This is a genomic window from Vibrio sp. Y20_XG_PY13 (assembly GCF_024181925.1).
In the GTDB taxonomy this organism is placed as follows: Bacteria; Pseudomonadota; Gammaproteobacteria; order Enterobacterales; family Vibrionaceae; genus Vibrio; species Vibrio parahaemolyticus.
In genome coordinates this window covers 447968-473112 of sequence record NZ_JAMZAL010000003.1, presented here as the reverse complement: position 1 = coordinate 473112, position 25145 = coordinate 447968, and the positions used below count along the sequence as shown (strand labels likewise).

The following is a 25145-nucleotide window of genomic DNA, read 5'->3' as shown; positions in this document are numbered from 1 at the left end:
AGTTACGAACGGTTAATCATCCCCACTGCTTTGAATACTGAAGTTAAATTTCGTCAGTTTGTTTGGTGTGATTCGTTGTACTTTCGGGTTTTCACTGATCACTTTCATACCCGTTGGTAGCGAGTCTGTGTCGACTTTGACCAAGAACTGCTTCCCTTTCTTATTCAACACCCACTGATCTGGAACATGGTATTGACCATATTGGTCGGTCTCGATAATGATGCCTTCGACGGTAAGCAGTCGAACGCCCGGAATACCGTCTTCATAAAGCCCTTTGTTCTCAACGACGATCTCCCAAAGGTACTCATCCCCGTCGCGATAAAGGTTTCTCTCGACATCAATGTGCTCTGCCGACAGGCCTTTTTGCTTATCACCTTTATGCTTGGTAATCGCATTGCCTTGTTGGTCGAACTCGATGTGCGTGCCGTTATCGGTGGTCACCTTGAATGAGAAGCCTTGGCGAGTGCGTGTTTTGAATTGGAACGCCACTTGGTTGCTCTGCTTAAGCGTTCGGTTACGAGACAAGCCATATAGCTCATCCACTTCGTAGCCTTTATCCATTCTCGACATCACTACAGGTTGACCTTGCAGTTTACCCGTCACATCTTTGAGCTGAGTTTCTACGCCATCTTGGATAATGAAGGTCGAGTTCGGAACGTAATCACCTAGCGCAAGGTCAATGTCGATGAGAACATCGTCCGCAGTTGCATCGGCTTGGAAACCATCACCATTGTGGTCTTCGAACACCTTTCCGATGATAGAAGCGGTATCGAATACTTTGTCTGGCATCACTTCGACGGTTGCGCTCGCTAGGTTCGATTTCACCACGTAGTTAGTGCTGGTGTTCTGTGCCGAGAAGCTTTCTGCTGGTGGTGCTTCTGCCCATGCAGTGTTGGTGTAGACGCCAAAAGTAGCACCGACACTGACGCGCATTAGGTAACGAATGCGCACAGCATCCGCAGTTTGAGAATCGCCTTTACCATAGATATTCATGTCACCAACATCGAAGAACAGCTGGTTTGTCTTGGTCGGCTCGACCGTGATTTGAATATCGTCTGAGGTATCAAATACGCCATCAGGGCCGCTATTTACCATCTCGGTAGAATCAGGAATGTAAGCAAAGCCACCAGGATAACGGTCGACCAAACGCACTCCTGAGAATGGGTTGTCGTTTTCGTTGGTGATCACCACTTCATATTCAACGACTTCACCGACACTGGCTTCCGATTTGCTTGCCACTTTAGTGACTTTCAGCATGCCTTCGTTGTAAGCCTGCTTTTTCACTTTGATCGTGACATTCGCAGATGCCGTTTCGCCCGTTGACGCTGCTGCCGTGAAGACGTTGGTAAAGTTGTCATCAATGCCTTGATTAATCTCACCTGTCACGACGATTTCAAACTCATTGCCTTGGTACGCTTTCAAGGTATGGTTGGAATTGACGTTGTTATCCGAATCCACAGAGACCACAACGCCAGATTTCAGCTCTGTAATAGTCGCTTTCCATGTCGTGAACAACGCATTACCGTTGCTACCAATCAATTTGTCGATTTCATCCAACAAGTTCACGCTCTCTGCATCGCCAGAGCCACGGTTGGTCGCCGTCATCGTGAACGTGATTTCATCGTCATCATTGGTGTATTCGGCTTTATCGGCCACTTTCGTCACCGATAAGATGATTGGTTGCGGTTTGATAATGGCGACATCTTCTGCCAAAACATCGCTTTCCGATTTGTCGTATGCGTAAGCATGGTTGGTGATTTCGCCCATCGCGTCTGCATTGACCACACCGGTAATCTCAATGTCTAACGTGTCGTTTGGCGCAAGAATCACGCGACTGTTTGCATCCAGATTGTCGCCCTGAATTTGGGGCAGAACGATGGTTCGTTCATCGTTGTATGAACTGGTCATACGCCAACTGGTAAATGCTTCAGCTTGAGTGTCGTTGATGGTGTTGACCTTGAGTTCTGAGATCAGATCTTTCAGTATCATCTCTTCAGTAAATGAACCCGATTCATTCGTTAACACCACGTGGTAAGTAACACTCTCTCCCGGACGGTAGAACTCATCGTCAACGGTTTTTTCAAGTTTGACCGACTCCGGCATCGCCAGCAGTGTCGCTGTTGAATCTTGCGTTTCACCAAGAAATGTGGCGCTGGCGGTATTCTCAATTTCGCCAGTAGCGTATTGGTTCACAAGGCCTGTAATCACAAACTCCACTTCATCATTCGCAGCAATCGTTAGCGTTGAATCAATGTCGGAATTCACGCCCGGCATGTTGGTGATCTCTGTTTCCGCATTCGCTTTATTCACCTCAATGCGCCAAGAGTCGAATGCTTTTACCGATGTACCATCAAGACGCACGACTTCAAGATTACTAATGGCGTCTTTTACAGCCACATCTGTCGCTGGGACTGTGCCTTCATTCTTCACTTTGACGCGGAACGTCGCTTCTGCACCCGGAACGTAATATTGGGTGTCTGCGGTTTTCTCAATCGAGATTCCCTGAGATTGAGGCTGAACAGTGGCACTTGAATGCTGCTGCGTACCGTTGAGATCCGCCGTTGCCGTGTTGGTGATATCACTCGCGGCTAACGGGTTAGTCTTCGTGGTGATCGTGAACTCCACAATGTCATGCGGTGCTATATCAATCATCGAACGGATATCCTGATTATCGATGGGCATCGGGGTAATGGTGGTGCGGCTGTCGCTGTTCGTCGTTTCAATCGTCCAACTCTCGAAAGCACGCTCACTCACGCCATAGATGTTGGTGGCTTTAATGCCCGACAAAATATCTTCTAACGCGATGTCGTTATCGAAACCATCAGTGCCGTTGTAAACGCGAACGTGGAATACCGCATCTTCTCCCGGAATATACATTGGCGATTCGGCTGTTTTCTCAATCCACACTTCTTCAGGCAGCGTTTCTAAGGTTGCGGTTGCTTCTGTCGTTGCACCTGCAAACTCAGCCGTTGCTGTGTTAATAATGTTGGCAACCGCTCGGCTGTTCACCGTGCCTGTAATAGCAAATTCAACCGTATCTCCTGGAGCAATATCGAGATTGGTCGCGATGTCAGAATTTGGTCCCGGTAAGGTCTCGATATTGGTGCGAAGGTCACCTTTGTTGGTCACGATAGTCCAATCGTTGAATGCCGCTTCCATTGCGCCACCAGACGTTTCAACCTCTAATGCAGAAATCAAATCCTCCACTTTGACATCCGCAGCAAAACCAGAACCATTGTTCGTGACCTTGACTCGGAATGTCGAGAACTCTCCCGGCTGGTAATATCGTTCGTCAGCGGATTTTTCGATAACGACATCGCCCGGGTAAGGTTTTAGCGTTGCAGTTGCGAGAATATCTTTGCCGTTGTAGTTGAGTGTGGCTTGGTTAACGATGTCACCAGTTGCTTGTGCATTCACTAAACCAATCACGTACAGCGTAATGTTGTCATTTGGTGCTAGGTCGATGTTGTAGTCAATATCTTTATCCACCACCAGAGAGTTTGCATCGACCGTAGTTAATGCACTGCCCGCCACATATTGAACGGCCCATTGCAAAAATGCTTGGTTGGTTGAACCATCAATCGTATCGACAGTTAACGCGCCAATGGCATCTTTCAAATTGATGTCGTTCGCGTAGTTGTTGCCTTCATTGACAATTTTGAGAATGTAACCCGACGCTTTGTTTGGGCTGTAATGCTCCACCATCGGCGTTTTCGTAAACGTTAGATCGGGGATCTTGGCCGTGCTGGTCGCTTCTGCCGTTTTTGTGGTGCCGTTGTAGGTAACATCAACGGTATTGGTCACCTCACCAACGACTTGCGAGTTGAGCTCACCTTCTACGGTGATGGTCACCACATCATTAGGCGCAATATCAATACTGCCATCAATGAACTCGTCATTGGCTGCGGGGAACTTAGTGGCTCCGCTCAGAGACTCGGCATTCATGTAAATAGTCCCAGACTCAAACGCAATCACGTCCGCACCAGTCACACTGGCCGCCGTAATTTTGTTTACGAAGTCTTTAACTTGGACATCGTTCGCCCAGTTTGCCGTGGTGTTTTCAATTTGAATCGTATACGTCAGCGTATCGCCAGACTCATACTGAGTTTTATCGACGATTTTTGTCACATTCAAATCTGCGGCAGCTGCAACATACGTCGCTTGCGCGGCTTGTTTACTCGTCGCGTCACTGACTTCGACCACGTTTGTGATATCACCAACCAGATCGGCTTTGACCACACCTTCTACATGCAGCTTGACGCTATGATCAGGGTGAATATTGTAACGAACTTGATAACCGTTATCGCCCGTTACTTCTGAGCCCGACACAGCTTGAGTTAAGCTCGGCTCCGTTCCATCTACGCTAACGCTGACATCCGACCAACCCTCAAAGGCACGAACAGGCAAGGCAGAACCCGCTTTTTCAGTACGAATGGTTTTCCACAAATCCGCAATCAATACGTTAGTTGCATAGCCGCTGCCAGTGTTTTTCACTTCGATGTCGTAACCAATAGTGTCGCCCGGATGGTAGATAGCCGCTGGATCGGTAGTGATTTTCGTGACGGCCAAATTGCCCGGTTCAGGAACGATCACTTTTTCGCGTAAGTTATACGTCACATAGCGCGAGCCACTGCTTAACTTCCCTTGCAACTGGTTGGTAAACTCGCCAACCGCGTCGTCACGTACGTGCCCTACCACCTCAATGAGAATCTCGGTATAGGTGTCATCTGGCGCTTTGCCACCCATCTGAATGGTGGTGTCGATGTCGGTATTATCCGCAATGAGATTTAAGTTGTTGATGTCGGTGTACGCCGGGTTACCGTCAGAGATAACGCTCGCGCTTACACTCCAATCTTTCAGTGCGACTTTTTCAGTGCCGTCCGCGGTCTCAACCAAATAGCTACTAATGGTATCGCGCACATCCACCAGCTCATTATTGGTGGTTACGTTGCGAATTCGCATCTGATAGCGCACTTCCGAGCCCGGCGTGTACGTCGGAGTGTCCGTTGACTTTTGCGCCAGCAGATTCGAAGTTCCCGGATCAAGCACGACAGCATTACTGTCCACGCCTGCAACTTTTGCTACGTTAGTTATTGCGCCCGTTGCATCCGCCGCAACCGTGCCATCAATTTCAAAGACAACGGTATCGCCTGGCATCAGATCGAATGCTGCGTTTAAGGGTACATTGCCTTGATATTGACCATTGATGGAGAAGCGCTCTGACGTCGGTGCGCTAACAATCGCCACGCTGTAATCCGTAAAAGCTGGTTTGCCATCAGACGTGTTAATCTTGTCCAGTTCATCCACAATGGTGGCACCATTAGTGGTACTTTCACCTACGTTGGTGACTGAGACTTGATACTGGATCTGGCCATTCGGATTGTAGTGACAATCAGTGCCCGACGAAGATGGGAACGTACACGTACTGCTGTCGGCGGTCGTGTTCAGTACCAGTTTTTGGAAATCTAAAACAGGTGCGACAGGAGGAATGGTTTCCGTTGTGTCACTCTGGTTGCCAGCTTTTGCGGTGTTTCCATCGATATCACCGACAGCATCAGCGCGAACTTTCCCCTTTACGGTAAATTCGATCACTTCTTCAGGCGCAATATCAACCACCAAATCCAGATCATCGGTGGCATCGTATGGTTCGATGTAGGTGTCTTGCGTGCCACTGGTACCAACAGAGGTAAAGACGTGGCTGATTTCAGATTCTGAAAATGCCGATTTCGTTGTGTCACCAATAACTTCAACACGAACATTAGAGATGATGTCTTGAATCACGGCCTCGTCACGCCATACAGGTTCGGTGTTGATCACCGTAAACTTATACACCACCTCATCTTCTGGTTTATAAGTGTCTCCCGCTGCGTAAGGTTTACCAGCAATCGAAACGATCTCTTTGTTAACGGCTAGATTGCTGCCTTCCGGTGTCACACGAGCTGTCGCGAAGTTCGTGCCGTTGTATTTCGGCGTCGAAGCAATTTGATCCAAAGCGTCTGGACGAATACGTGACTTCATCACAAACTCAATCCAACCGCCCGGCGCAATGGATAGAACTGGAATATCGATATCCGCATTTGCACCACCAACAAAGCCGCCGATATCCGTCGTTGCTTCACCAGAAGTTTTCACGCTCACATCCCATCCGTGCGCAGCAAACGCAGGTAAACTCTGTGCGTCTGATTCTCCAGCCGCATTTTGTGCCACTCGGACTTTGATGCTAGAGAATAACTCTTGCAGTGATTTGTTGTACTCCAGTCCTTTACCATTGTTTTGGAGGCGCAGACGGTACACGATATTTTCACCACTAGACGTGTGATTGTACGTCAGCTTTTCGCTTGATAAAGACGAATCCGTGTACGCTTTATGGGATTTGCTTACCTCAGAAGGCAGCATGTTGGCTGGCTCAGCAACTAGGTTATGACTGTTATCGATAACCGCCACGTTTAAGATTTGGCCAACCGCTTTCTCGCTGATCTTTGCTTTCACCGTATATTTGATGAAAGTGCCGCCAACAGCGAAACTATTTGCTGCAAGGTTAAACTGGGTGTCAATATCGCGGTTATCCGTGACCGACCCCGGCTCACTGATATCACTGGTATCGGTTTGAGTCGTGATGGTCCAAGAGTCAAACGCTGCTCCCATCGATCCATCTAAGTATTGGGTTTTGATTGCGCTAAGTTCATCCTTAATCGGCATGTTTTGCATGTGCACGTTGTTAAGGTTAACGAGCGATATTTCATACTCAATGTAGCCGCCTGGCGTGTAACCGCCGCTCAATGACGTAACACCGTCTTGATCTAAGAAGCGGGTAATGTGTTTTTCGAAGTCGTATTTCTCTGCCGATGCTTTCGTCTTCGTACTGACAGTATCGCCGTCAACGGTCAACAAGTTGAGGATTTCACCAACTGCATTGTTGTTTACCGTCGCCGTCACTTTGTACTCAATTGTAGTGCCCGCGGGGATGGAGGCATGCGTGTCGATATCTCGATTATTTTCAACTGAACCATCAAGATCAAGAATGGCTTTATCGCTACCACTGACGATGTTCTGCTCGATCGTCCAGCCCGAATCAAACGCCTTTTCACTTGTTCCATCAACAAGTTCCACCGTGATGTTGGATAAGCGATCCACCACAGGAATATTGTACGCGTTCCCCTTACCATCGTTTTCAATCGTTAGGCGATAGACCAATGGCTGACCCGGCTCATAGCTTGCTTCATCCACGGTTTTGCTGAATGAAAGATGGTAGCTGTTTGGAATAACGGTGATACCGCCGATGGTAATGTTACCTACCGACTCTTCACGAACGACGCCTTCGACTTGGTATGTTACTGAGTCCCCACCCGCCACATCAATAATGGTTGAGATGTTCTGATTGTTTGCTACCGTGCCATCGAGCGTACCATCGGTTGTGCCATCACCGCCGTGGGCATCGCTTTTCGATACATCAACGGAAAAACCAGACGCGAAGGGCGTTGCAGTTGACCCATCAAGCAATTGTGTCGTCACGTCAGTGATGTTTTCACTCACAGTATGGTCGTTCACGTAACCTGTTTGAGACGATACCGTCACTAAATAGGTCAACGTATCACCTGGTGAGTAAAAACGAGATTCGACTCCATTCACCAATAGCTTGCGCGTGACATTCCCACCGTTGTATGCCTTTTTCATTTCATGGTGTGAAATGTGAGAAGTTTCCGTTACTTCACCAAGATCGCGATAGATGTATGCATCATTTGCAATTTTATCGTTGAGATTCCCCCCTTCATCTAGCGAACCAACGACGTTATCTTTTACACGCGCTTTAATTTTAAACGTACGCACTTCGTCCGGTTCCAAACTCATTGTTTTGGAAGCGTCCCCTTCGGGATACACAAAGTTCTCCGTTGTTACAGAATGAAAACCGGCACCGTCGTCATAGTCAAATTGCCAATATTCGAACGGGCTTTGGTCCGGATAATCTTGATACTGATTGTCTTTGTCGTTCGCTAATACAGACAAAATATCTTGCAACTTATCAACGACTTTTAACCCAGTTTCAGTGTGCGAACCATTGTTGAGAACACGGATTTCGTAGGTCACATCTTCGCCCGGAACAAAGCGGACTTTATCGGCAGTTTTTAAGATCGATACATTAAGCTTGTCGCTCGAACCATCACCAATTTGTGCAGAAGACGACTGGTTCAAATTGGTTAAAGGATCATAAGCTTGCGCCGTATTGGAGATCTCTTGCTTGGCATAATCGTTCTTCACTCGACCATGAATAACGTAAACCACCGAGCCTTTCTCACTACCCACTTTAGGGTCGATATCAATACGCGAGTCAATATTTCCATTGTTTGGGTAACCCGATTTAGGCCCTGCGTAACTGCCTGTTTTGTATGGCGAGTTGTTTGAATCAATCGTCGCGTCTATCGTCCATTCAGAAAACGCATCCAGACCCACAATATCGTCCGTTACATGAACTTCGTTCGCATAACCTTCACCAAAGTTGAAAATGGAGACCGTAAATGTGACCCAATCACCGGGGATAAACTCGTCATCCGGTGTGGTTTTAGTCACGATGATCTTAGGTTCTTTTGGATACACCGTAACGCTGTCTGATGCTGATGACTGGACAGTAGAATCTGGCGTTTTAACCGTCGCGGTATTACTGAATTGAGAGTACAGAATTTGATCCGGATTTGAACGGTCAATCTGAGCGACAATTGTGTATACCACTTCAACGTTCGGCGGAATTTGAGCGTTAGTATCTAAATCAAGGTTGTCTGAAAAGCTGCCGACATCGGTGTAAGCAGGATTGCCGTTCAACAAAGGATCGTCAGACTTGATTTCAGCACGAATAGTCCAAGCATTGAAAACTGGCTTAGTGACGCCATCTGGCTCCAAAATTTCAGCCGTGATGGTTGATATCGCATCTTTGACTTGCACATTGGTTGCATAGCCGTTTTCTTTCGCATTTTTCACACTGATTTCAAACGTCACTTCGTTGTCCAGCTTGGAATACGAGGTTTGCTTTGTATCAAAACTGGTATCGGTGTTCGTTTTAACACGCTTGTTAACCTCGATAGCGAAATCACGCGGATCAGAACCTCGGTCGGCGTACACAGTGCCGTCGACCGTCACTTGGTTTTGAATGTGCCCATTAGCTAGAGGATGGGTGTCTGCCACGATGGTGTATTCAATGTAGGAATGTGGCTCAAGCGTCGCAATCACATTCAGGTTGTCGGGATACTTTACTGCCCCAACAATACCAGTGTTGGAAGCCGTCGCGGCTGTACCGTCTGCTTTATATGCGTTTGCAGTAATGGTCCAATCCGAATAGGCGTTGATCGTATTGCCATTAATGTCTTGAGTAGTGATCGCCGAGAGTTCATCCAAGACCTGAACTTGGTTTGCAAAGCCATCACCATCGTTAGTCACTACGATGGTGTAAGTGAGTGTTTGACCCGATGAATAGTAACGACTGTCGACATCTTTACTAACACGCAAGTTGTCGTCAGGAGTTTGAACCCCTGAACCACTTTCGGTCACGTTGTCGTTGGCACAGCTCGTCGAGTCATCCAAAATAACGCCCATGCTAGCGTCATTGGTTTTTGCGGTAAGTTTGTATTTAACGGTTTTTCCTGGAGCAAGATCGGGCGTCAAAGCAATTGGATTTGAGCTCCATGAGCCATAGCTATACGAACCCGGATCCGAGCCAAGCGAGTCCTCACCAGAAATGACTTCAACTTTCCATTCTTTAAACGCTTGTGCATCGCCTGCACCGCCTGCTTGCTCCGTCATGACACAAGTTAAGTTGTCTTGAATCAATAAGTTATTGGCAAAGTACTTAGACGAACCGTTGGTTACCGTAATTTCATATTCGATGCTTCCACCGGGCACATATTCTGATGCGGTGGTTGTTTTAGAAATGGCAATATCGGAGTCAGAAACGTTCAGCACTTTTTCTGCATTGACTGTATCTGTGACGTTTGCACTCTGAACTAATGAACCTGATTCATCTTTGACGGCAGCAGAAAAGCCTTGAAGCGTACCAATGGTGATTGGCGTCAGTGTAGCTTCAACTAGGTAAGTGATTGACTCACCGGGGTAGATCGACACCGTATCGTCAAAATCGACATCAGTTTGAACTCCACTTGCTTGATAGGCAGATAAGGAGTTAGAGCCAATGTTGTTGACCGTTACAGTCCACGTTGAGAATGGATTTCCGGTCACATCGGTGTTGTTAAAAGCAGACGAGAGATCGTTCGCCAAGCCATTGTTGGTAAGTAACGTGTTGATGTTCTGCGTAACGTGGTAACCATGTGCAATCGCACCACCGTTGTTACTGACTTTGATTTCGAAATTAAGCTTACCGTTGATTAAATAAGGTGTCGAAGACAAAAGTGTATGGGTAAGCGTAACGTTCGGCGTCGCTGGAGGCGTGACAAGAACATTACTTTCTACAGGGCCATCGCGCGTTAACGCCGACGCCTTAGTTGTAATGTCAGAAACCAGATCATTCGCAACGGTCGCTTTGATGGTGTAAGTGATGTAACCACCCACGGATAGCTCCGCATTCTCTACCGACAAATCATCTGCTTTCGAAAATGTTCCTGTATTACTCCCAGAAGAAGCGACAGCACTGATCTCGACATGATTAAAAACTGGAGCGTTGGCACCGCTTAGAACCTCACCAGTAAGAGACAAAAAAGGTTGGGTTATGTCTAAGCCTTTTACTGCAAACAGGCCAGTATTTTTTGCGGTGAGCGTGTACGTCAAAACGTTAGCGACTTGATATTCAGCTGGCGTTACCGCTGCATCTAGCGTGTATTTGTATTCGGCAGGCTCAAACGTGACGCTGGTTGTATCAACGAATGTATTCTCTGCCCCAGCAATCATCGCTTTTACTTGTGCGCCACCTAATACGATGTTTTCAACACTCTCATGAGACACTGTCGCGCTAACATGATAAGTAACTCGACCAAATGGCAGCAATGTCGCGCCAGTCACTTCTAAGTTCGCATTGCTAGATGCGTAACTACCTGCGATTGAACCTAGACTGTGAGTGTCTGATATCGATACGCTCTGAAAGGCTTTTTGGTCGCCCGACATGACATCCCAAACCGCGTTTATCACTGATACATCTGCAATTGTGTCCGCCGTTGTATTTTTTACCTCAATCGAATACGAAATTTCTTCACCATTTTCATAATGACTCCCAGAAGCAGGACTAAATGAAATTTCCACCTCTCCTGCTGCTAGAGCGTTTGCAGAGGTAAATAAGGCAACTAAGAGTAAGGTAAAACAACGCTGAACCATCGACACAGTACTTTCCAATTTATATAAAATTCTTATGAATTACCGAGAGTAAAATGAACACAAAATCGTCAAAATTTTGAGTCGACGAATTTTTGACGACAATTAATCAATAAATGTCACGATATGGTCAATTTTTTATTTAATAACCATAAATAGGTAGATATATAATCTTATGATTGCACATCCAATAATTTATAACGTTCGAAAACCATAGGATCTGGCAATATCGTTAGATTTAAAGCATGAATTAGTAGATAGGTGAAAGGTAACTGATTATGATATTTAAATTTATATGAAACGACGGTTATCAGAATTATCTGACAACAACTTCAAACTAGTAACACAGCGTTGTAAATGAAAACAATGATGAATACTAGATAAGTCATCATTTTATCAAACTAAGCCACAATAGAAATTATTCATTAAAAATCAACAAGATAAAATAAATAAAAAGTAATAAGCAAACCGTAATCCACACCATTTAATAGAAATTATTTTCAAAAAAGATTAGGAATGATTCGACGCATTATAATTTATAGCGAAACTTAACCATTCTCGATCGCAAAAATTGATATATAGGAAAGAAAATTACCGATCTTAAGTAATACAAAACCTACAAAGCAGGATAATTCCTACAAATAACCAAGAAAATATCATTCGTTTTCGATTTGGATTGTTAATCCCCTCAAAAATACCAATAAAAACAAACTGACAAATCAAAACATCAGAGTGTTGATAATTAAAACTGTCACTCGAAAACCATCGGTAGATTGGTTCAATCTTAGTAACATATATCCGATTCAAATACGCTATTTGAAAAAGAAAAATGCCCCGCTAGATCTATATCCAACGAGGCATGTAATTGGCGAGAATACGCTTCTGCGAAGACAGAATACCTATTCTTCTCGAAATGCTCGGTTCATGCTTTCTGTCAATGGCTTAATCAAATAACTCAGCGGTGTTCGAGGCTCAGACAAAATGAGTACTTCGGCGTTCATTCCGGATGTCAAACGGTACTTGGCAACATCATCTTGAGAAATTGAGATTCGCGCTAGGTAATAGTCATCTTGGTTTTCTTGTGACAACTTATCCGCAGAAACAGTCAGCACCGTGCCATCGAGAGGAGCCAATGTTCGTGCATTCAGAGCGGTTAATCGCACATGCGCTTGTTGTCCTGGATTGATCAAGTCAATGTCTTGCGGATTGACTCTTGCTTCAACAAGCAACTTATCATCTTGAGGCACTAACTCTAACAACGTTTGTCCTGAACCAATAACCCCCTTTTCAGTGAACACTTGCATGTTCACTACGCGACCTGAGATTGGCGCATTGATTGAAGTTCTAGCCACCACATCTTGAGCAGATCGATACTCTTCACGAATGGCAACGACTTCTTTTTTGGCATTCCGCAACTCTTCGACGATTTCATTCAATCTCTCGAGCTTTAACTCCTCTATCTTAGCTTGGTTCTCGTCTAACCTTTTCCCAACGGTTAAAGATTGCCGATCAAGCTGACTTAGAGTACTGCGAACCTCTGCGGCAAGCCGTTTGAGTTGCAACAAAGTGGATTTGCCAGAAAACCCCTTCTGGACCAAAGCTTGGTTACTTGCAATTTCTTCTTCAATAAAGTTGAGGCGTTCTCTTTCGATGACTTTGGTTTGCTTAAGATTTTCGAGCTCTAAGCTCGCACCAGAAATACTTTGTTCAATAATACTAAGCTTGCTCTCAAAAAAACGCTTTCTGGCAGTAAAGATCTTGTTTTGCACTAACTGTGCTTCTTTTACGATGTTTACACGAGGAATCGCTTCTAGATCACCAGACCACGAGATATCCGCTAATTCATCCAATTCGGCACTCAGCCGGTTTTCCTTCGCTAGCGTGTGAATGTACTGACCACTAACTGCATCTAACTTGGCCATTGGCTGACGTTGCGACAATTGAACAAGCGGCTGGCCTTTCTTTACCAAATCGCCCTCTTGAACATACAGCTTTTCAATGATACCGCCTTCTAAATGCTGTATCTCTTGCCGCTTGGTTAGAACAGACAAATCTCCATAAGCGATAGCAGCACTCTCTAACTTTGCGGTAGCCGCCCAATACCCTAAACCGCCTAGGAAAAAGCTTAACGTTGCAACTCCGAGCAAAATTGGCTTTTTGAAACTCAAGTTAGCATCTGAACTGAAACGGTAGACTTTCTCCGCAGGAAGTTCGTTAACGACTGGCTGCTGATTGCTCATTTTTCACCCTTGGAATATCCGTTCTGTCCTCACCCATTAAACGCTTCAACACTTCATCTCGAGCACCATAAAGTTTGGCGCGGCCATCAGCTAAATACAGCAATCGATCCATTTGCCTCAATGTGCTTGGATTATGGGCGATAACCACAATGGTTGAGCCCTGAGATTTTAGATAAGCGATAAGACGCTGATACGCAGCCTCACCTTCTCCGTCTAGATTGGCGTTTGCTTCATCAAAGACGACGATAGAAGGATCACCATAGACAGCTCGTGCTAGCGCAATCCTTTGTCGTTCACCACCCGACAGTCCACGACCATTTTCGCCAATAACGAAGTCGTAACCTTTGTTCTTTTTGAGGATTAATTCGTGACAACCCGCTAATTGTGCAGCTTTGATCACCTTCGCTGGATCTTCTTCTTTAAAACGCGCGATGTTCTCACGAATGGTTCCTGGAAATAGCTCCACCTCTTGGGCCAAATAGCCAACGTGAACACCTCGATCTTCAGATGCCCAAGTCGACACTTCCATGCCATCTAAAGTCACCTTTCCAGCTAAAGGCCGAATGTTACCAAGCAATAAGCGAGCAAATGTCGATTTGCCAGTGCCAGAAGGGCCAATTACTCCGACGGACACGCCCGGCGGGATTGATAATGTGATAGAAGACAGCACTGGCTCAGTCGCACCCGGGTGACGGTAAGTGAGCCCGGTTAACTCATAATGGCCTTTCGGTTTAGGTAACGGCATGTCAGATTCGTCTTGACGAACAATCGCATCAATCTCCTTTAACCGTTTATAAGCCGTTCGCGCAGACATCGCGCTGCGCCATGTTCCTATCGCTTGCTCCATCGGCGATAATGCCCTGCTCATCAGAATAGAGCTCGCGATCATCGCACCCGCCGTGATTTCATGCTGAATAACCAACCATGCACCACCGCCGAGTAAAAATATTTGCAAAGAGCCACGAACAAACTTAGAAAAGTTAGCCATATAAATCGATTTTCCCGCAACTCGCTCTTCAAGCACACTGACACTCTGTACTCGCGATTGCCACTGCTCTAAAAATGCGTTCATCATCCCCATGGCTAAAATAGAGTTGGCGTTTTGTGTCGCTAACTCTGCACTGCTAATATGAGAAATGGCCCTAACTTCACTTTCTTGCATCGTCTTTCTCGTCATCAACTCGTTGATCAAACCTAAGCTAAACAGAACGACAGAACCAAGCAACGCAATGTGCCCAAGAAAAGGATGGAGTAGATAGACGAACAAAATAAACAGCGGTGTCCAGGGAGCGTCTAACAAAGGATAAGGGGCTTGGCTGCTCAAAAAGCTTTTTATGGTTTGAATATCTCGAAGAACCTGAGAGGTGTAACTCTTTCCAGTATGCGATTGATACTGAATGCTTCGTTTAAGCATGAACACTGAAAGTTTCGCGTCCATCCAAAATCCGAACGATTTACTCATCTGTGCACGAGCAATATCGATAATGGACATAGTAAACAAAGCCGCCAACACGATGATAGTAAGAAGCAACAAGGTGTCAGTCGAATAAGATGAAATGACTCGGTTGTACACTTGCAACATATAAAGTGGGATAGCAAGTACGAGTAAATTAATGAAGAGACTAAAACCTATCAGCAAACCTGCAAGCGTGCATAGTTTTTGTCTGACTTCTTTGAAAACTGTTTTCTGCACGATTACTTCCACTTTAATCGAATGATGTAGGCGCTAGATGACTAGCGCCTTAAACTAGATTTTAAATAACAAATAAATCGGCACCGTAGGTGTTAATATCTGTTTCAGTAACACCAATCAGCTTAACGGTTAAATCTGCGCCGTCAGTAAATACTGCATTGCCAGCCGCATCGTAGCTGAAAGTTAAATCGCCGAACTCTGTCACAGTGTCACTAATGATGTGAAGCGAGTCTTCACCGATAGTGAAATCCACTACCTTCGCTTCACCATGACCACCAAACTTGTCAGTGAACACAAACTTGTCGCTGTCACTGCCACCAACTAAAACGTTATCACCTGAACCTGCGACAAGGATATCTTCCCCGACGCCGCCGTTCAGTTTATTGTCGCCGAGAAGACCTAGTAGCAAGTCATTTCCCGTACCTCCGCCAAGATAATCATTTCCCGTACCAGCTCTCAGGACGTCGTCACCAGCACCACCGATTAGACGATCATTGCCCGCGCCGCCAATGATGTAGTCATCACCGCCGCCACCAACAAATGAATCATTACCGCCATAACCGATAAACAGATCATCACCGCCATCGAAATCAGCGATATTGTTGTTTGCGCCTGCATCGCCTAGATACGTGTCATTGTCACTTGTGCTCATTTTTATTCCCTCTGGCTTATTTATTGAATAGACCTTTTATTCCACGTCTGATGAGATTCGTTCCAGACATGAGAAGTCTAATAGCCAAGTGGATAAGAATGAGTTTGAATATGGGATGATATTTCTAACTGACCTTTTAATTATAAATATAAAACTTAGTACTTTATCTATTGTTTTCTTTTAATTACATGCAGTTATTCCTAGTACTAGAGGTTTCTTTTTGCCCAACTTGTGGCTTGCGTCCTATTTTTCACTTCTAACTTTCTAAAAATATTGTATAGATGCGATTTAATAGTATGTTCGCTGATAAAGAGTGAGTCAGCTATTTCCATATTTGACCCCCCCTCCTTCAACATTTTAAGAACCTGAATTTCGCGTCGTGTCAGTTCTACTTCAATTGCAGGCTCTGAAACGTTATTCGATTCTTTTCCTTTGTAATAATTTACCAATTGATCCAACAGTCTTCTTGATAGCCAATTATCTCCTTTAACAATGGCCCCTAATCCTCGACAAACCTTTCCCATAGAGTCCAATGGACCAAATATGCCTTTGACATGAGGCCAAGACGCTAGCTCTTCGGTATCTAAGTCATAACCCAGATTAAGCATGATAGTACCTAGCACTTTATTGCTATCCTTTAGATAAACTAAAGTGTCAGAAGGTGTATCAACTGAAAAGTCAACCAATAAAAAGTAACGATCTGGGATGAGTTCATGATAGCTAGGGTTTTTAGCATCGATGATTGTTATCTTCGTTTCTGTATTTTTAGAAAGCATTTCCTTAAAGTTTTCACTCTGTAAACTTTGTTGAGTGAGCATTAGGATTTCAGGCTTTTCCGTGTACTGTTCCATAATGTTTCTCATACTTTCATTAACTTAAGATTCTTAATTTCGTAGTTAATTATCAGCACTCAAGCTCATATCTAAGTGCTAGACAACAGAGTAAAGTTATTTACTACCTTTTTGAATTACTAATTTATTAAAAACAGAAACAAAAAAAGTGTTTCTCATAAAAGAAACACTTTTAACTAAGGCTATTTTTAAAAAAATATACGTATGCACTAAATTAGTTAGGTATTTTTTATAAAATCAAACCATCTCTATAGAGTGATCTGAAATATTTTCTTTTGCCCAAATCAGTGCTTGTACTCTGTTTTTTACATCAATCTTTTTAAAAATATTGTGAAGATGCGTTTTAACTGTGTTTTCGCTTACAAATAACTGTTCGGCTATTTGTTGATTAGAGGCCCCCATAGATAAAAACGTAATGATCTGTTGTTCTCGCTTAGTCAGTATTGCTGGAACGTTCTTATTAATCGGCCTACTATGACGACGCAAATGAGTAATGTACTGCTGTGCAAATTTACGACTGAACCACATATCGCCTTGGAGAACCTTATCAATGCCCGTCTGTAAGGTCTGTATATCGTCTGAGGTATAGAAAATACCAGCAAGCGCCCCCCAAACAAACAGTTCATCCGTTGAGATAGATTTGTCACAGTTGATGAGGATTTCAAGCGTTCCAGTTAAATGGGGGGTTTTAAATTCCATATAACGAGCAAACACTTCATCTGTGATAACACTGTAATCCAAGACAATCGCTGATATGGATTGATTTCTTACAAATGGGCTAGCAAGATTTTCTGGAGTGATCAGTAGAACGTTAATACCGAGCTTCGTTTCCAAAACATCCTTTAAGAGAGATGACTGTAGACTGCCCTCCGTGATTAAGATGACATTCCTTGTAGTTTGATGCTCCATCCTGCTCGCATTCCTTTAGTAGTTTTGATTGAAATATGCAATAGAGTAGATAGAGCGGGAGCATTGTCAAGTATGAAAATCCCTAGTACTAATTAGTAACCTATTGAAGTGTCAATCATTTTTAAGTCACGGCATGATGTAGGGAGAAATGGAAGATAAAAGCTATCCGATTAGAAAATGATGAGTAGAAGTCGTGATTGTGACTTAGTAAATTGAAGGAATGATGAATTTTACAAATGAAAAAAGGGAGTAAACACTCCCTTTTTATTAATGAATCGGAACAGAATTTTTCTGATTAAACTTGCCGAAGTATTGCTCCAAAATTTCTGGCGTTAACTTGCCTTCTGCTTCTAGCTTTTTAAGCTCAGCCGCAATGGCTTTTTGCTCTTCTAGCGAAGGCAGCTTTACTTCTGGCTCCTCTGCAGCTTCTTGAGAAATCTGCGCTAGTTCTTTTTCGAAGTCGTTCATAGTACTTACCTAAATATAGTCATTAAACTGTTCAACTTCGTCTATTCTATCCAACTCTAGAGTTTGAAGCTACCAACCATCTTATCTAGGCGAGATGAAAGCTCTTGAAGATCGCGGCTTGCGCCAGCCAACTCTTCCGCCGTTGCAGTTGTCATCTCGTTGATTGCGTTGATTTCTTCAATATTCTGATTGATCGTATGAACCACGGTAGATTGCTCTTCCGTTGCCGTCGCAACTTGCGTGTTTCGATCGGAGATATCCGTAATGCGCTCAGAGATATTCACCAGCACTTCTACTGCTTCATCCGTCGAAGCCACACCCTCAAATGTGACCGCTTTGCCAGCTTCCATCGCGCTTACTGCATCCTGAGCATCACTTTGAAGCTGGTTGATCATACGTTGAATCTCTTCCGTTGAATCGGCAGTGCGCGACGCTAGGTTACGAACTTCATCTGCAACTACCGCAAAGCCTCGACCTTGCTCACCTGCGCGTGCTGCTTCAATCGCTGCGTTCAGTGCCAACAAGTTTGTTTGCTCAGAGATATCGCGGATTACACCAAGGATAGAGCCGATATCTTTCGTTGTAGAAGCAAGCTGTGTCACAACAATGTTTGTCGTTTCCACATCGTCAGCAAGACGGCTGATCACTTCTTTCGCTTTCATCACAACTTCACGACCCGTCTGAGTATTATCAGACGCTTGGTTTGCAGTATCGGCTGCCGTCGCTGCGTTAGACGCAATTTCACTGATTGTCGCGCCCATTTGGTTGATCGCTGCAACCACTTGAATCGTCTGGTCACGTTGCTCTTGGCTATTATCGTACGTTGACGTTGCTTTGCTCGACACGCTGTCTGCCGCTTGACTCAGTGCACCGCTCGTCAAAGATACCTCTTTCATGGTTGCGTGGATTTTCTCAATAAATCCGTTGAAACCTTTAGAAAGTTGCGCGATTTCATCATTGCCACGAATTTCAATACGCTGTGATAAATCACCTTCGCCTTGACCAAGATCGGTAAAGCGATCTGCAATCAAACGAATTGGCTTAGTGATACTGTTTGCAAGCAATACGCCCATCAAAATGAACACCAACGCCACTACAATGGTTGTGATCATCATTTTTTGGCCAGTTGCATTGAGGTCAGCAAACACTTCGTCAACAGGCACGACGCCAACAACAAACCAGTTCATGGACGGCACATACAAACTCGCGATGAAATTGTCCTTACCTTCAAACTCGACATTAATTAGGTTGAAGCTGTTTTTGTTCAACAGTTGATTCGCGTTGCTGCCAAAAAGCTGCGCAATCGACGTTTTGTTTTTGCCTTGTTGACGATGAATTTGAATGTCACCTTTTTCATTCGTCAAGAACACGTAACCTGTGTCCTCAATTTGGAAGCTGTTTAGAAGTGACACCATGTCATCCATCGACTTAGATAGACCCGACATCGAGATACCGTTTAAGTCTTGGTAGTTAGTGAACATTTTCACTTCACCATTAGCTTCTTGGAAAACACTCACTGATGTTTCGCGACCCGAAGAGGTGAAACCAAAGAACCACGCGTCTTGCGAATGGTTTAGCTGACGCAAGAAACCATTTTGGTTCCAGTAGTACGCTGTTTTACGGTTTGCGACCGATGCGTCATTCAATCCATACTGAGATTTGATGTTGTTTAGCTGCTGAACAAGCTGCGTTTCAGAAAACTGTGGGTGATCAGTATTTTTTAGCGCTTCGACAACAAATTCGTTTGTTGCTAGTTGCTTCGCCGCTTGCTGCATTTGCACAACTTCGCGGTCAATTTCAGTATTAATTTGTTGCAGCATGGCTGGCAACTCAATATCAATCAGGCGGTGACTTAACACGTCTCTCGCATGGCGTTGAGCCATCACACCAACGATAATGGTTGATGCAAGAACAGCAAAAGTAATACCAAGTACAACCTTTTGTTTGATACTCAGAGAATGAAGTTTCAACATATTCGGACCTTTTAAAAGAATCACTTGTTATTGGCATCCTAGATAGTGGCTATCAGGTGCATATCTCTGTGACATACACAGCATGGAACCTATATCGACCTGAGCGAACAAAACTAGAGGTATTTCTCACTATCTTATGCAAAATAAATGTAACACCCTGTCATTCAAGCACTTTCAACGTTTTTCTTCGCTTGCAATCCTTTTCTTTGCCCCAATATTGAAAAGATAAATTTCGAGAGCGAACAGGAACTTTTTCCTGATTGGCAATGACCAATACTCAAAACGAAAATCAAATGGATATCGAGAGTCCAAAGCATGCATAAATCAAACTTCGAAACTCTTCAGCACTATTTAGAGTCTCAGATCATTGGCCAGCATGATCTGGTTAAACAACTGTTGATCGCCCTTCTTGCTGACGGGCATATTTTGGTTGAGGGTCCTCCGGGACTTGCTAAAACTCGCGCCGTAAAATCACTGTCTGATTGCGTAGAAGGCGACTTCCATCGCATTCAGTTCACCCCAGATTTGCTGCCAGCCGATTTAACCGGTACGGATATTTTCCGCCCAGAAACGGGCGAGTTCACATTCCAATCTGGGCCGATTTTCAATTCACTCATTCTTGCGGATGAAATCAACCGTGCGCCAGCCAAAGTACAAGCCGCAATGCTTGAAGCGATGGCAGAAAAGCAAGTCACCGCAGGTCGCCACACCTACGCACTGCCTGAGCTATTCTTGGTCATGGCGACGCAAAACCCGATAGAACAAGAAGGTACTTACCCTCTTCCAGAAGCTCAGCTCGATCGCTTTTTGCTTCACTTAGAAGTGGATTACCCAGATGCAGAACATGAATTAGCGATCTTGCGGATCAATCGTGGTGAAACAAAAGGTGAATGCTCTATTGAGCGCCCTAGCTTGAGTCAGCAAGACATCTTCACCGCACGCCAAGAAGTGCTCGACATCCACATGGCAGAAGCCATTGAGCAATACATTGTGCGTTTGGTGATGGCAACACGCCAAGCAAGCGGATACGACAGTGAGTTGGATAAATGGCTAGCAATGGGTGTCAGTCCGCGTGCAACCATCGCCCTTGACCGATGCGCTCGTGCTCATGCTTGGTTAGCAGGTCGTGATTTTGTCTCTCCTGAAGATGTCCAAGCAATGGCGTACCCAGTGTTACGTCACCGATTATTGCTCAGCTACCACGCTCAAGCAGAGGGCGTAACGGCAAATCAAGTCATCGATAAGTTGCTAAGCTTGGTTGGCAGCGCATAAAGCGGGTGAGTGACATGTCTGCAAACCATCCATTACCGCCTCATGCGAATGGGGTGACATTAACACTGGAAGAACTGCTTCAATATCGCACGCAGTCGGTACGTTGGTTGCCACCAGCACAAAGCATTTGGTCGCAGATGAGCGGCAACCATACGAGCCGACAAAAAGGTCGTGGTATGGACTTTATGGAAGTGCGCCAGTATCAAGCCGGAGATGACATTCGCAGCATCGACTGGCGAGTCACAGCGCGCACCGGAAGAGCACACACTAAATTGTTTGCGGAAGACAAAGAACAAGCGGTGATTTTGTATCTCGACCTCAGCTCAAGCCTTCACTTTGGCTCAAAGTACGTATTGAAATCAGTACAACTCGCTCATTTCGCCAGTGTTCTTATTTGGCTCACATTAGCCAAAAAAGATCGTATTGGCGCAGTGATTGATGATGGACACCAATGCTTAGAATTTCGCCCTTCCTCTTTGCAAAAACAGGGGCTTCGGATTCTCAATGCTATCGTTGATACCCATAACGCGCAGTTGACTCAAGATCCAAATCATGAGACTCGCACAATGCCATATTCGCAAGTGTTAGAAACACTCCACACACTCACGCCAAAAGGCAGTGAACTGATTCTACTCAGTGACTTTGCACATGTAGAAGAAAGAGAGCTAACGCAACTGCGTCGCCTTAAACAACACAACAGCGTGAGAGCCATTCAGTTTTACGACCCATTGGAAAGAGGAGAAACCGACTTTCGTGGCCAAGCAAAAGCCTCTGATGGCCGTCGTAGCCAATGGTTCAACTTCGGCTCAACAGGACAAAGAAAAGCGCTCGAAACACACTTTACTCAACACCAAGAATCCATCAAACAACAGTGTCATTCGATGGCTATTCCATTTAACACACTATCAAGTGGTTGGCCTTTGATTCAGCAATTAAGCTAACAGGCCTTACAAAGCAGTTTTCAATAAAGCAGTAATAATAATGACAACAAACAACCAAAGCCTAAACCTTGAACCTTTGATTTTGCCGAACGCTCCGGATTGGTTCCCACTTGCGTGTGGATGGTGGGTAATGCTTGCGGCGATCGTTCTTTTTGTTTTAGGTGTATATTTGTATGCAAAATGGCGTAAAAAGCGCTTACTTGCCAAAAAAACGGCATTAAAGCTTTTGACTCAATCCGTCACACCTCATACGCCTTCCTCTGCTTTGGAAATTCTGCGTCAAGCCGCATTGAGTTACTTCCCACGTGAAGACATCGCCCCGTTAACTGGAATGGCATGGTATGAATTTCTCGACAGTCATACCAAAGAGACTCGATTCGTAGACAAACAACAACAGTGGCAAGCCGCGTTATATCAAAAGTCGTCTCAAGAGCAACATCAAGATTTGATCGACGATTGTGCCTTTTGGATAACTCACGCTTTACCACCGAAGAAAAAGGCAAACACCCGTGACTGAGCAAACACTCATGACAGACCTTTCCCAATGGTTAAACATTGAATTTGTCTGGTGGTGGGCACTTTTTTTGTGGCCCTTACCTCTGCTGATTTACAAGCTTCTTCCTGAAGAAACTCGACAAGCAGAAATCAAACTGGCGTATTTGCCAGAAAGCAAAAACAGCCATAAACCTAAACAATGGCTACAAAAATCGTTGTCGGTAGCCATTTGGACGCTATTGGTCGTCGCTTGTGCGAGACCAGTTTGGTTTGGTGAACCTGTCGAGTTTCAACCTAAGTACCGAGACTTAATGCTGGTGGTTGACCTTTCAGGCTCCATGCAAAAAGAGGACATGAACTTAGAAGGCGAGTACATCGACCGACTCTCTGCCGTGAAAAAAGTCTTATCAGATTTTGTCGCGAAGCGAAAAGGTGATCGGCTTGGAGTAGTTCTATTTGGTGACCACGCGTACTTACAAACGCCACTGACGGCTGACCGACAAACCGTAATCCAACAAATCAAGCAAACCGTAATTGGCCTAGTTGGTCAACGAACCGCAATTGGCGATGGTATCGGCTTAGGAACGAAAACCTTTGTCGATAGCGATGCGCCCCAGCGCGTGATGATTTTGCTCAGTGACGGCAGTAACACCGCAGGTGTGTTAGATCCAATCGAAGCGGCTGAGATTGCGAAAAAATACAATGCCACTATTTATACCGTCGGCGTAGGTGCTGGCGAAATGATGGTGAAAGACTTTTTTATGACTCGTAAGGTCGACACCGCAGCCGACCTTGATGAACAAAAGCTCACGAAGATTGCAGAAATGACTGGCGGGCAGTACTTCCGTGCGCGAGATGCCGAACAACTTGAAAAGATCTACGACACAATCAACAAACTGGAACCTGTATCAAGCGACACCCAAACTTGGCGGCCTCAGTCCGAATGGTTCCCATATCCATTGAGTGCAGCTTTAGTGCTTTCTATGTTGTTGTTCCTGCTAAGGAGAAAACATGGCTGAGTTTACTTTCCTTAACCCATATTGGTTACTGGGACTGATAGCAATCCCCTTCGTACTCCTGATTAATCAAAAATTTAGAGCGAAAAAATCCGCGCTGATTGCCCCGCACCTCGCCAAAATGCTTGGGAAGACCACCCAGTCCAAACCCTATTTTACGATTTGGGGCTTGGCTTGGGCGATTGCCTGCGTAGCGCTCGCTGGGCCGAGCTGGCAATCAAATACACGTCCAAGCTTCGAGCTCAGCCAAAATCGCATGCTAGTGCTAGATATGTCTCGCTCGATGTACGCCAACGACATCAAACCCAATCGCCTTACTCAAACACGTTACAAAGCGTTGGACTTGTTGCCAAAGTGGAAAGAGGGGGCGACTGGATTGATCACCTATGCAGGCGATGCCTACAGCTTGAGTCCGCTAACGACGGATGCTAGTACGCTAGCAGGTATCATCGAGAACTTGTCGCCAGAGCTGATGCCATTCCAAGGCTCGAACCTCCCTGCTGCGATCGAATTGGCGTTAAGTCAATTTTCACAAGCAGGTGCAAACCAAGGAGACATTGTGGTTCTTGCCGATGATCTTGATGATTCAGAATTGGCACGCTCTCTGGATTTGGTTAAAGGTAAAAACATACGAGTCTCGGTTCTTGCAATCGGCACGGCAAACGGCGCACCGATTGCCCTACCCGACGGCTCGCTTCTTAAGACCACGCAAGGCTCGACCGTTGTTGCCAAAACACACCTAAAAAACCTACAAACGCTAGCCAACAAGACGGGCGGTATGTTTGTTCCTATTCAGCACAACAACCGAGACGTGGATAGCATCGCAGCGTACACGAATAATACTGGGAACAACTTGGCAGCAAAACAGAATCAAGAGGTCAAAACCGATTCTCGTTTGAATGGTGGATTTTGGCTATTGCCTCTACTGCTACTACCTACCGTTTTCCTGTTCCGCCGTGGTGTAATTTGGGTATTTGTCGCAGCGCTGCTTCCAATGACTTGGACTCCAGGTGCACAAGCCAACCCGTTCTTAAATGCAGATCAGCAAGCGGCTAATCTCTATAAACAGGGAGAATATGAACAAGCCAAAAACCTGTTCACTGACCCAAGTTGGCAAGGCGCGGCAAGTTACCAAACTGGCGATTACGAAGCGGCCATCAAAGCGTTTTCGAATGACCCATCACAAACCGGCCGCTATAACCTAGCGAACTCGTTAGCACAAAATGGTCAGTTAGAAGACGCAGCTGAGCAATACAAAAAGCTGCTTAAAGAAAATCCTGATTTTGAAGCCGCTAAGAAAAACCTGTCGGTTGTGGAGGAGAAACTGAAAC

At 45.1% G+C, this 25145-nt stretch carries 13 protein-coding genes; 5 read left to right on the top strand and 8 right to left on the bottom strand.

Annotated elements, in window-relative coordinates; genetic code table 11:
* Positions 1-12: 12 nt before the first annotated feature.
* From NL646_RS11035 to NL646_RS11000, 8 genes are all read right to left on the bottom strand, one after another.
* Positions 13-11307, bottom strand: a complete 11295-nt coding sequence (locus tag NL646_RS11035) for a DUF11 domain-containing protein (protein ID WP_253664246.1) — start codon at positions 11305-11307, stop codon at positions 13-15.
* A gap of 896 nt (positions 11308-12203) precedes the next feature.
* Positions 12204-13544: an HlyD family type I secretion periplasmic adaptor subunit gene (locus NL646_RS11030; RefSeq protein ID WP_110176548.1), complete on the bottom strand. Its 1341-nt coding sequence runs from the start codon at positions 13542-13544 to the stop codon at positions 12204-12206.
* Positions 13519-15237, bottom strand: coding sequence for a type I secretion system permease/ATPase (locus NL646_RS11025; RefSeq protein WP_025504411.1), 1719 nt, complete (start codon positions 15235-15237; stop codon positions 13519-13521). Before NL646_RS11025 ends, NL646_RS11030 begins: the two co-directional genes overlap by 26 nt.
* Positions 15238-15298: 61 nt before the next feature.
* A complete protein-coding gene (locus NL646_RS11020) occupies positions 15299-15889 on the bottom strand; it encodes a calcium-binding protein (RefSeq protein WP_015313551.1) in 591 nt (196 codons plus the stop codon).
* A 206-nt stretch (positions 15890-16095) separates the two neighbouring features.
* A complete protein-coding gene (cpsQ, locus tag NL646_RS11015) occupies positions 16096-16752 on the bottom strand; it encodes a cyclic-di-GMP-binding transcriptional regulator CpsQ (protein WP_253664229.1) in 657 nt (218 codons plus the stop codon).
* A 225-nt stretch (positions 16753-16977) separates the two neighbouring features.
* The gene (locus NL646_RS11010; RefSeq protein WP_005499727.1) at positions 16978-17649 is read right to left on the bottom strand and encodes a LuxR C-terminal-related transcriptional regulator; all 672 of its coding nucleotides are present in this window, start codon (positions 17647-17649) and stop codon (positions 16978-16980) included.
* Between the two features lie 267 nt (positions 17650-17916).
* A complete protein-coding gene (locus NL646_RS11005; protein WP_023623718.1) occupies positions 17917-18117 on the bottom strand; it encodes a chromosome segregation ATPase in 201 nt (66 codons plus the stop codon).
* 56 nt (positions 18118-18173) lie between these two features.
* Positions 18174-20090 (bottom strand): methyl-accepting chemotaxis protein, encoded by a 1917-nt coding sequence (locus tag NL646_RS11000; RefSeq protein ID WP_025553661.1) that lies wholly within the window; start codon positions 20088-20090, stop codon positions 18174-18176.
* Positions 20091-20405: 315 nt separating this feature from the next.
* Between NL646_RS11000 and NL646_RS10995 the strand changes: the two genes are divergently transcribed.
* The 5 genes from NL646_RS10995 to NL646_RS10975 all read left to right on the top strand — a co-directional run.
* The gene (locus NL646_RS10995; protein WP_253664228.1) at positions 20406-21362 is read left to right on the top strand and encodes a MoxR family ATPase; all 957 of its coding nucleotides are present in this window, start codon (positions 20406-20408) and stop codon (positions 21360-21362) included.
* Between the two features lie 14 nt (positions 21363-21376).
* Positions 21377-22303: a DUF58 domain-containing protein gene (locus tag NL646_RS10990; protein ID WP_253664227.1), complete on the top strand. Its 927-nt coding sequence runs from the start codon at positions 21377-21379 to the stop codon at positions 22301-22303.
* A 40-nt stretch (positions 22304-22343) separates the two neighbouring features.
* Positions 22344-22820 (top strand): DUF4381 domain-containing protein, encoded by a 477-nt coding sequence (locus NL646_RS10985; RefSeq protein WP_253664226.1) that lies wholly within the window; start codon positions 22344-22346, stop codon positions 22818-22820.
* Positions 22813-23817, top strand: coding sequence for a VWA domain-containing protein (locus NL646_RS10980; protein WP_253664225.1), 1005 nt, complete (start codon positions 22813-22815; stop codon positions 23815-23817). Before NL646_RS10985 ends, NL646_RS10980 begins: the two co-directional genes overlap by 8 nt.
* On the top strand, positions 23810-25145 hold a 1336-nt coding region (locus NL646_RS10975), incomplete at its 3' end, for a VWA domain-containing protein (RefSeq protein ID WP_253664224.1). The genes NL646_RS10980 and NL646_RS10975, both read left to right, overlap by 8 nt.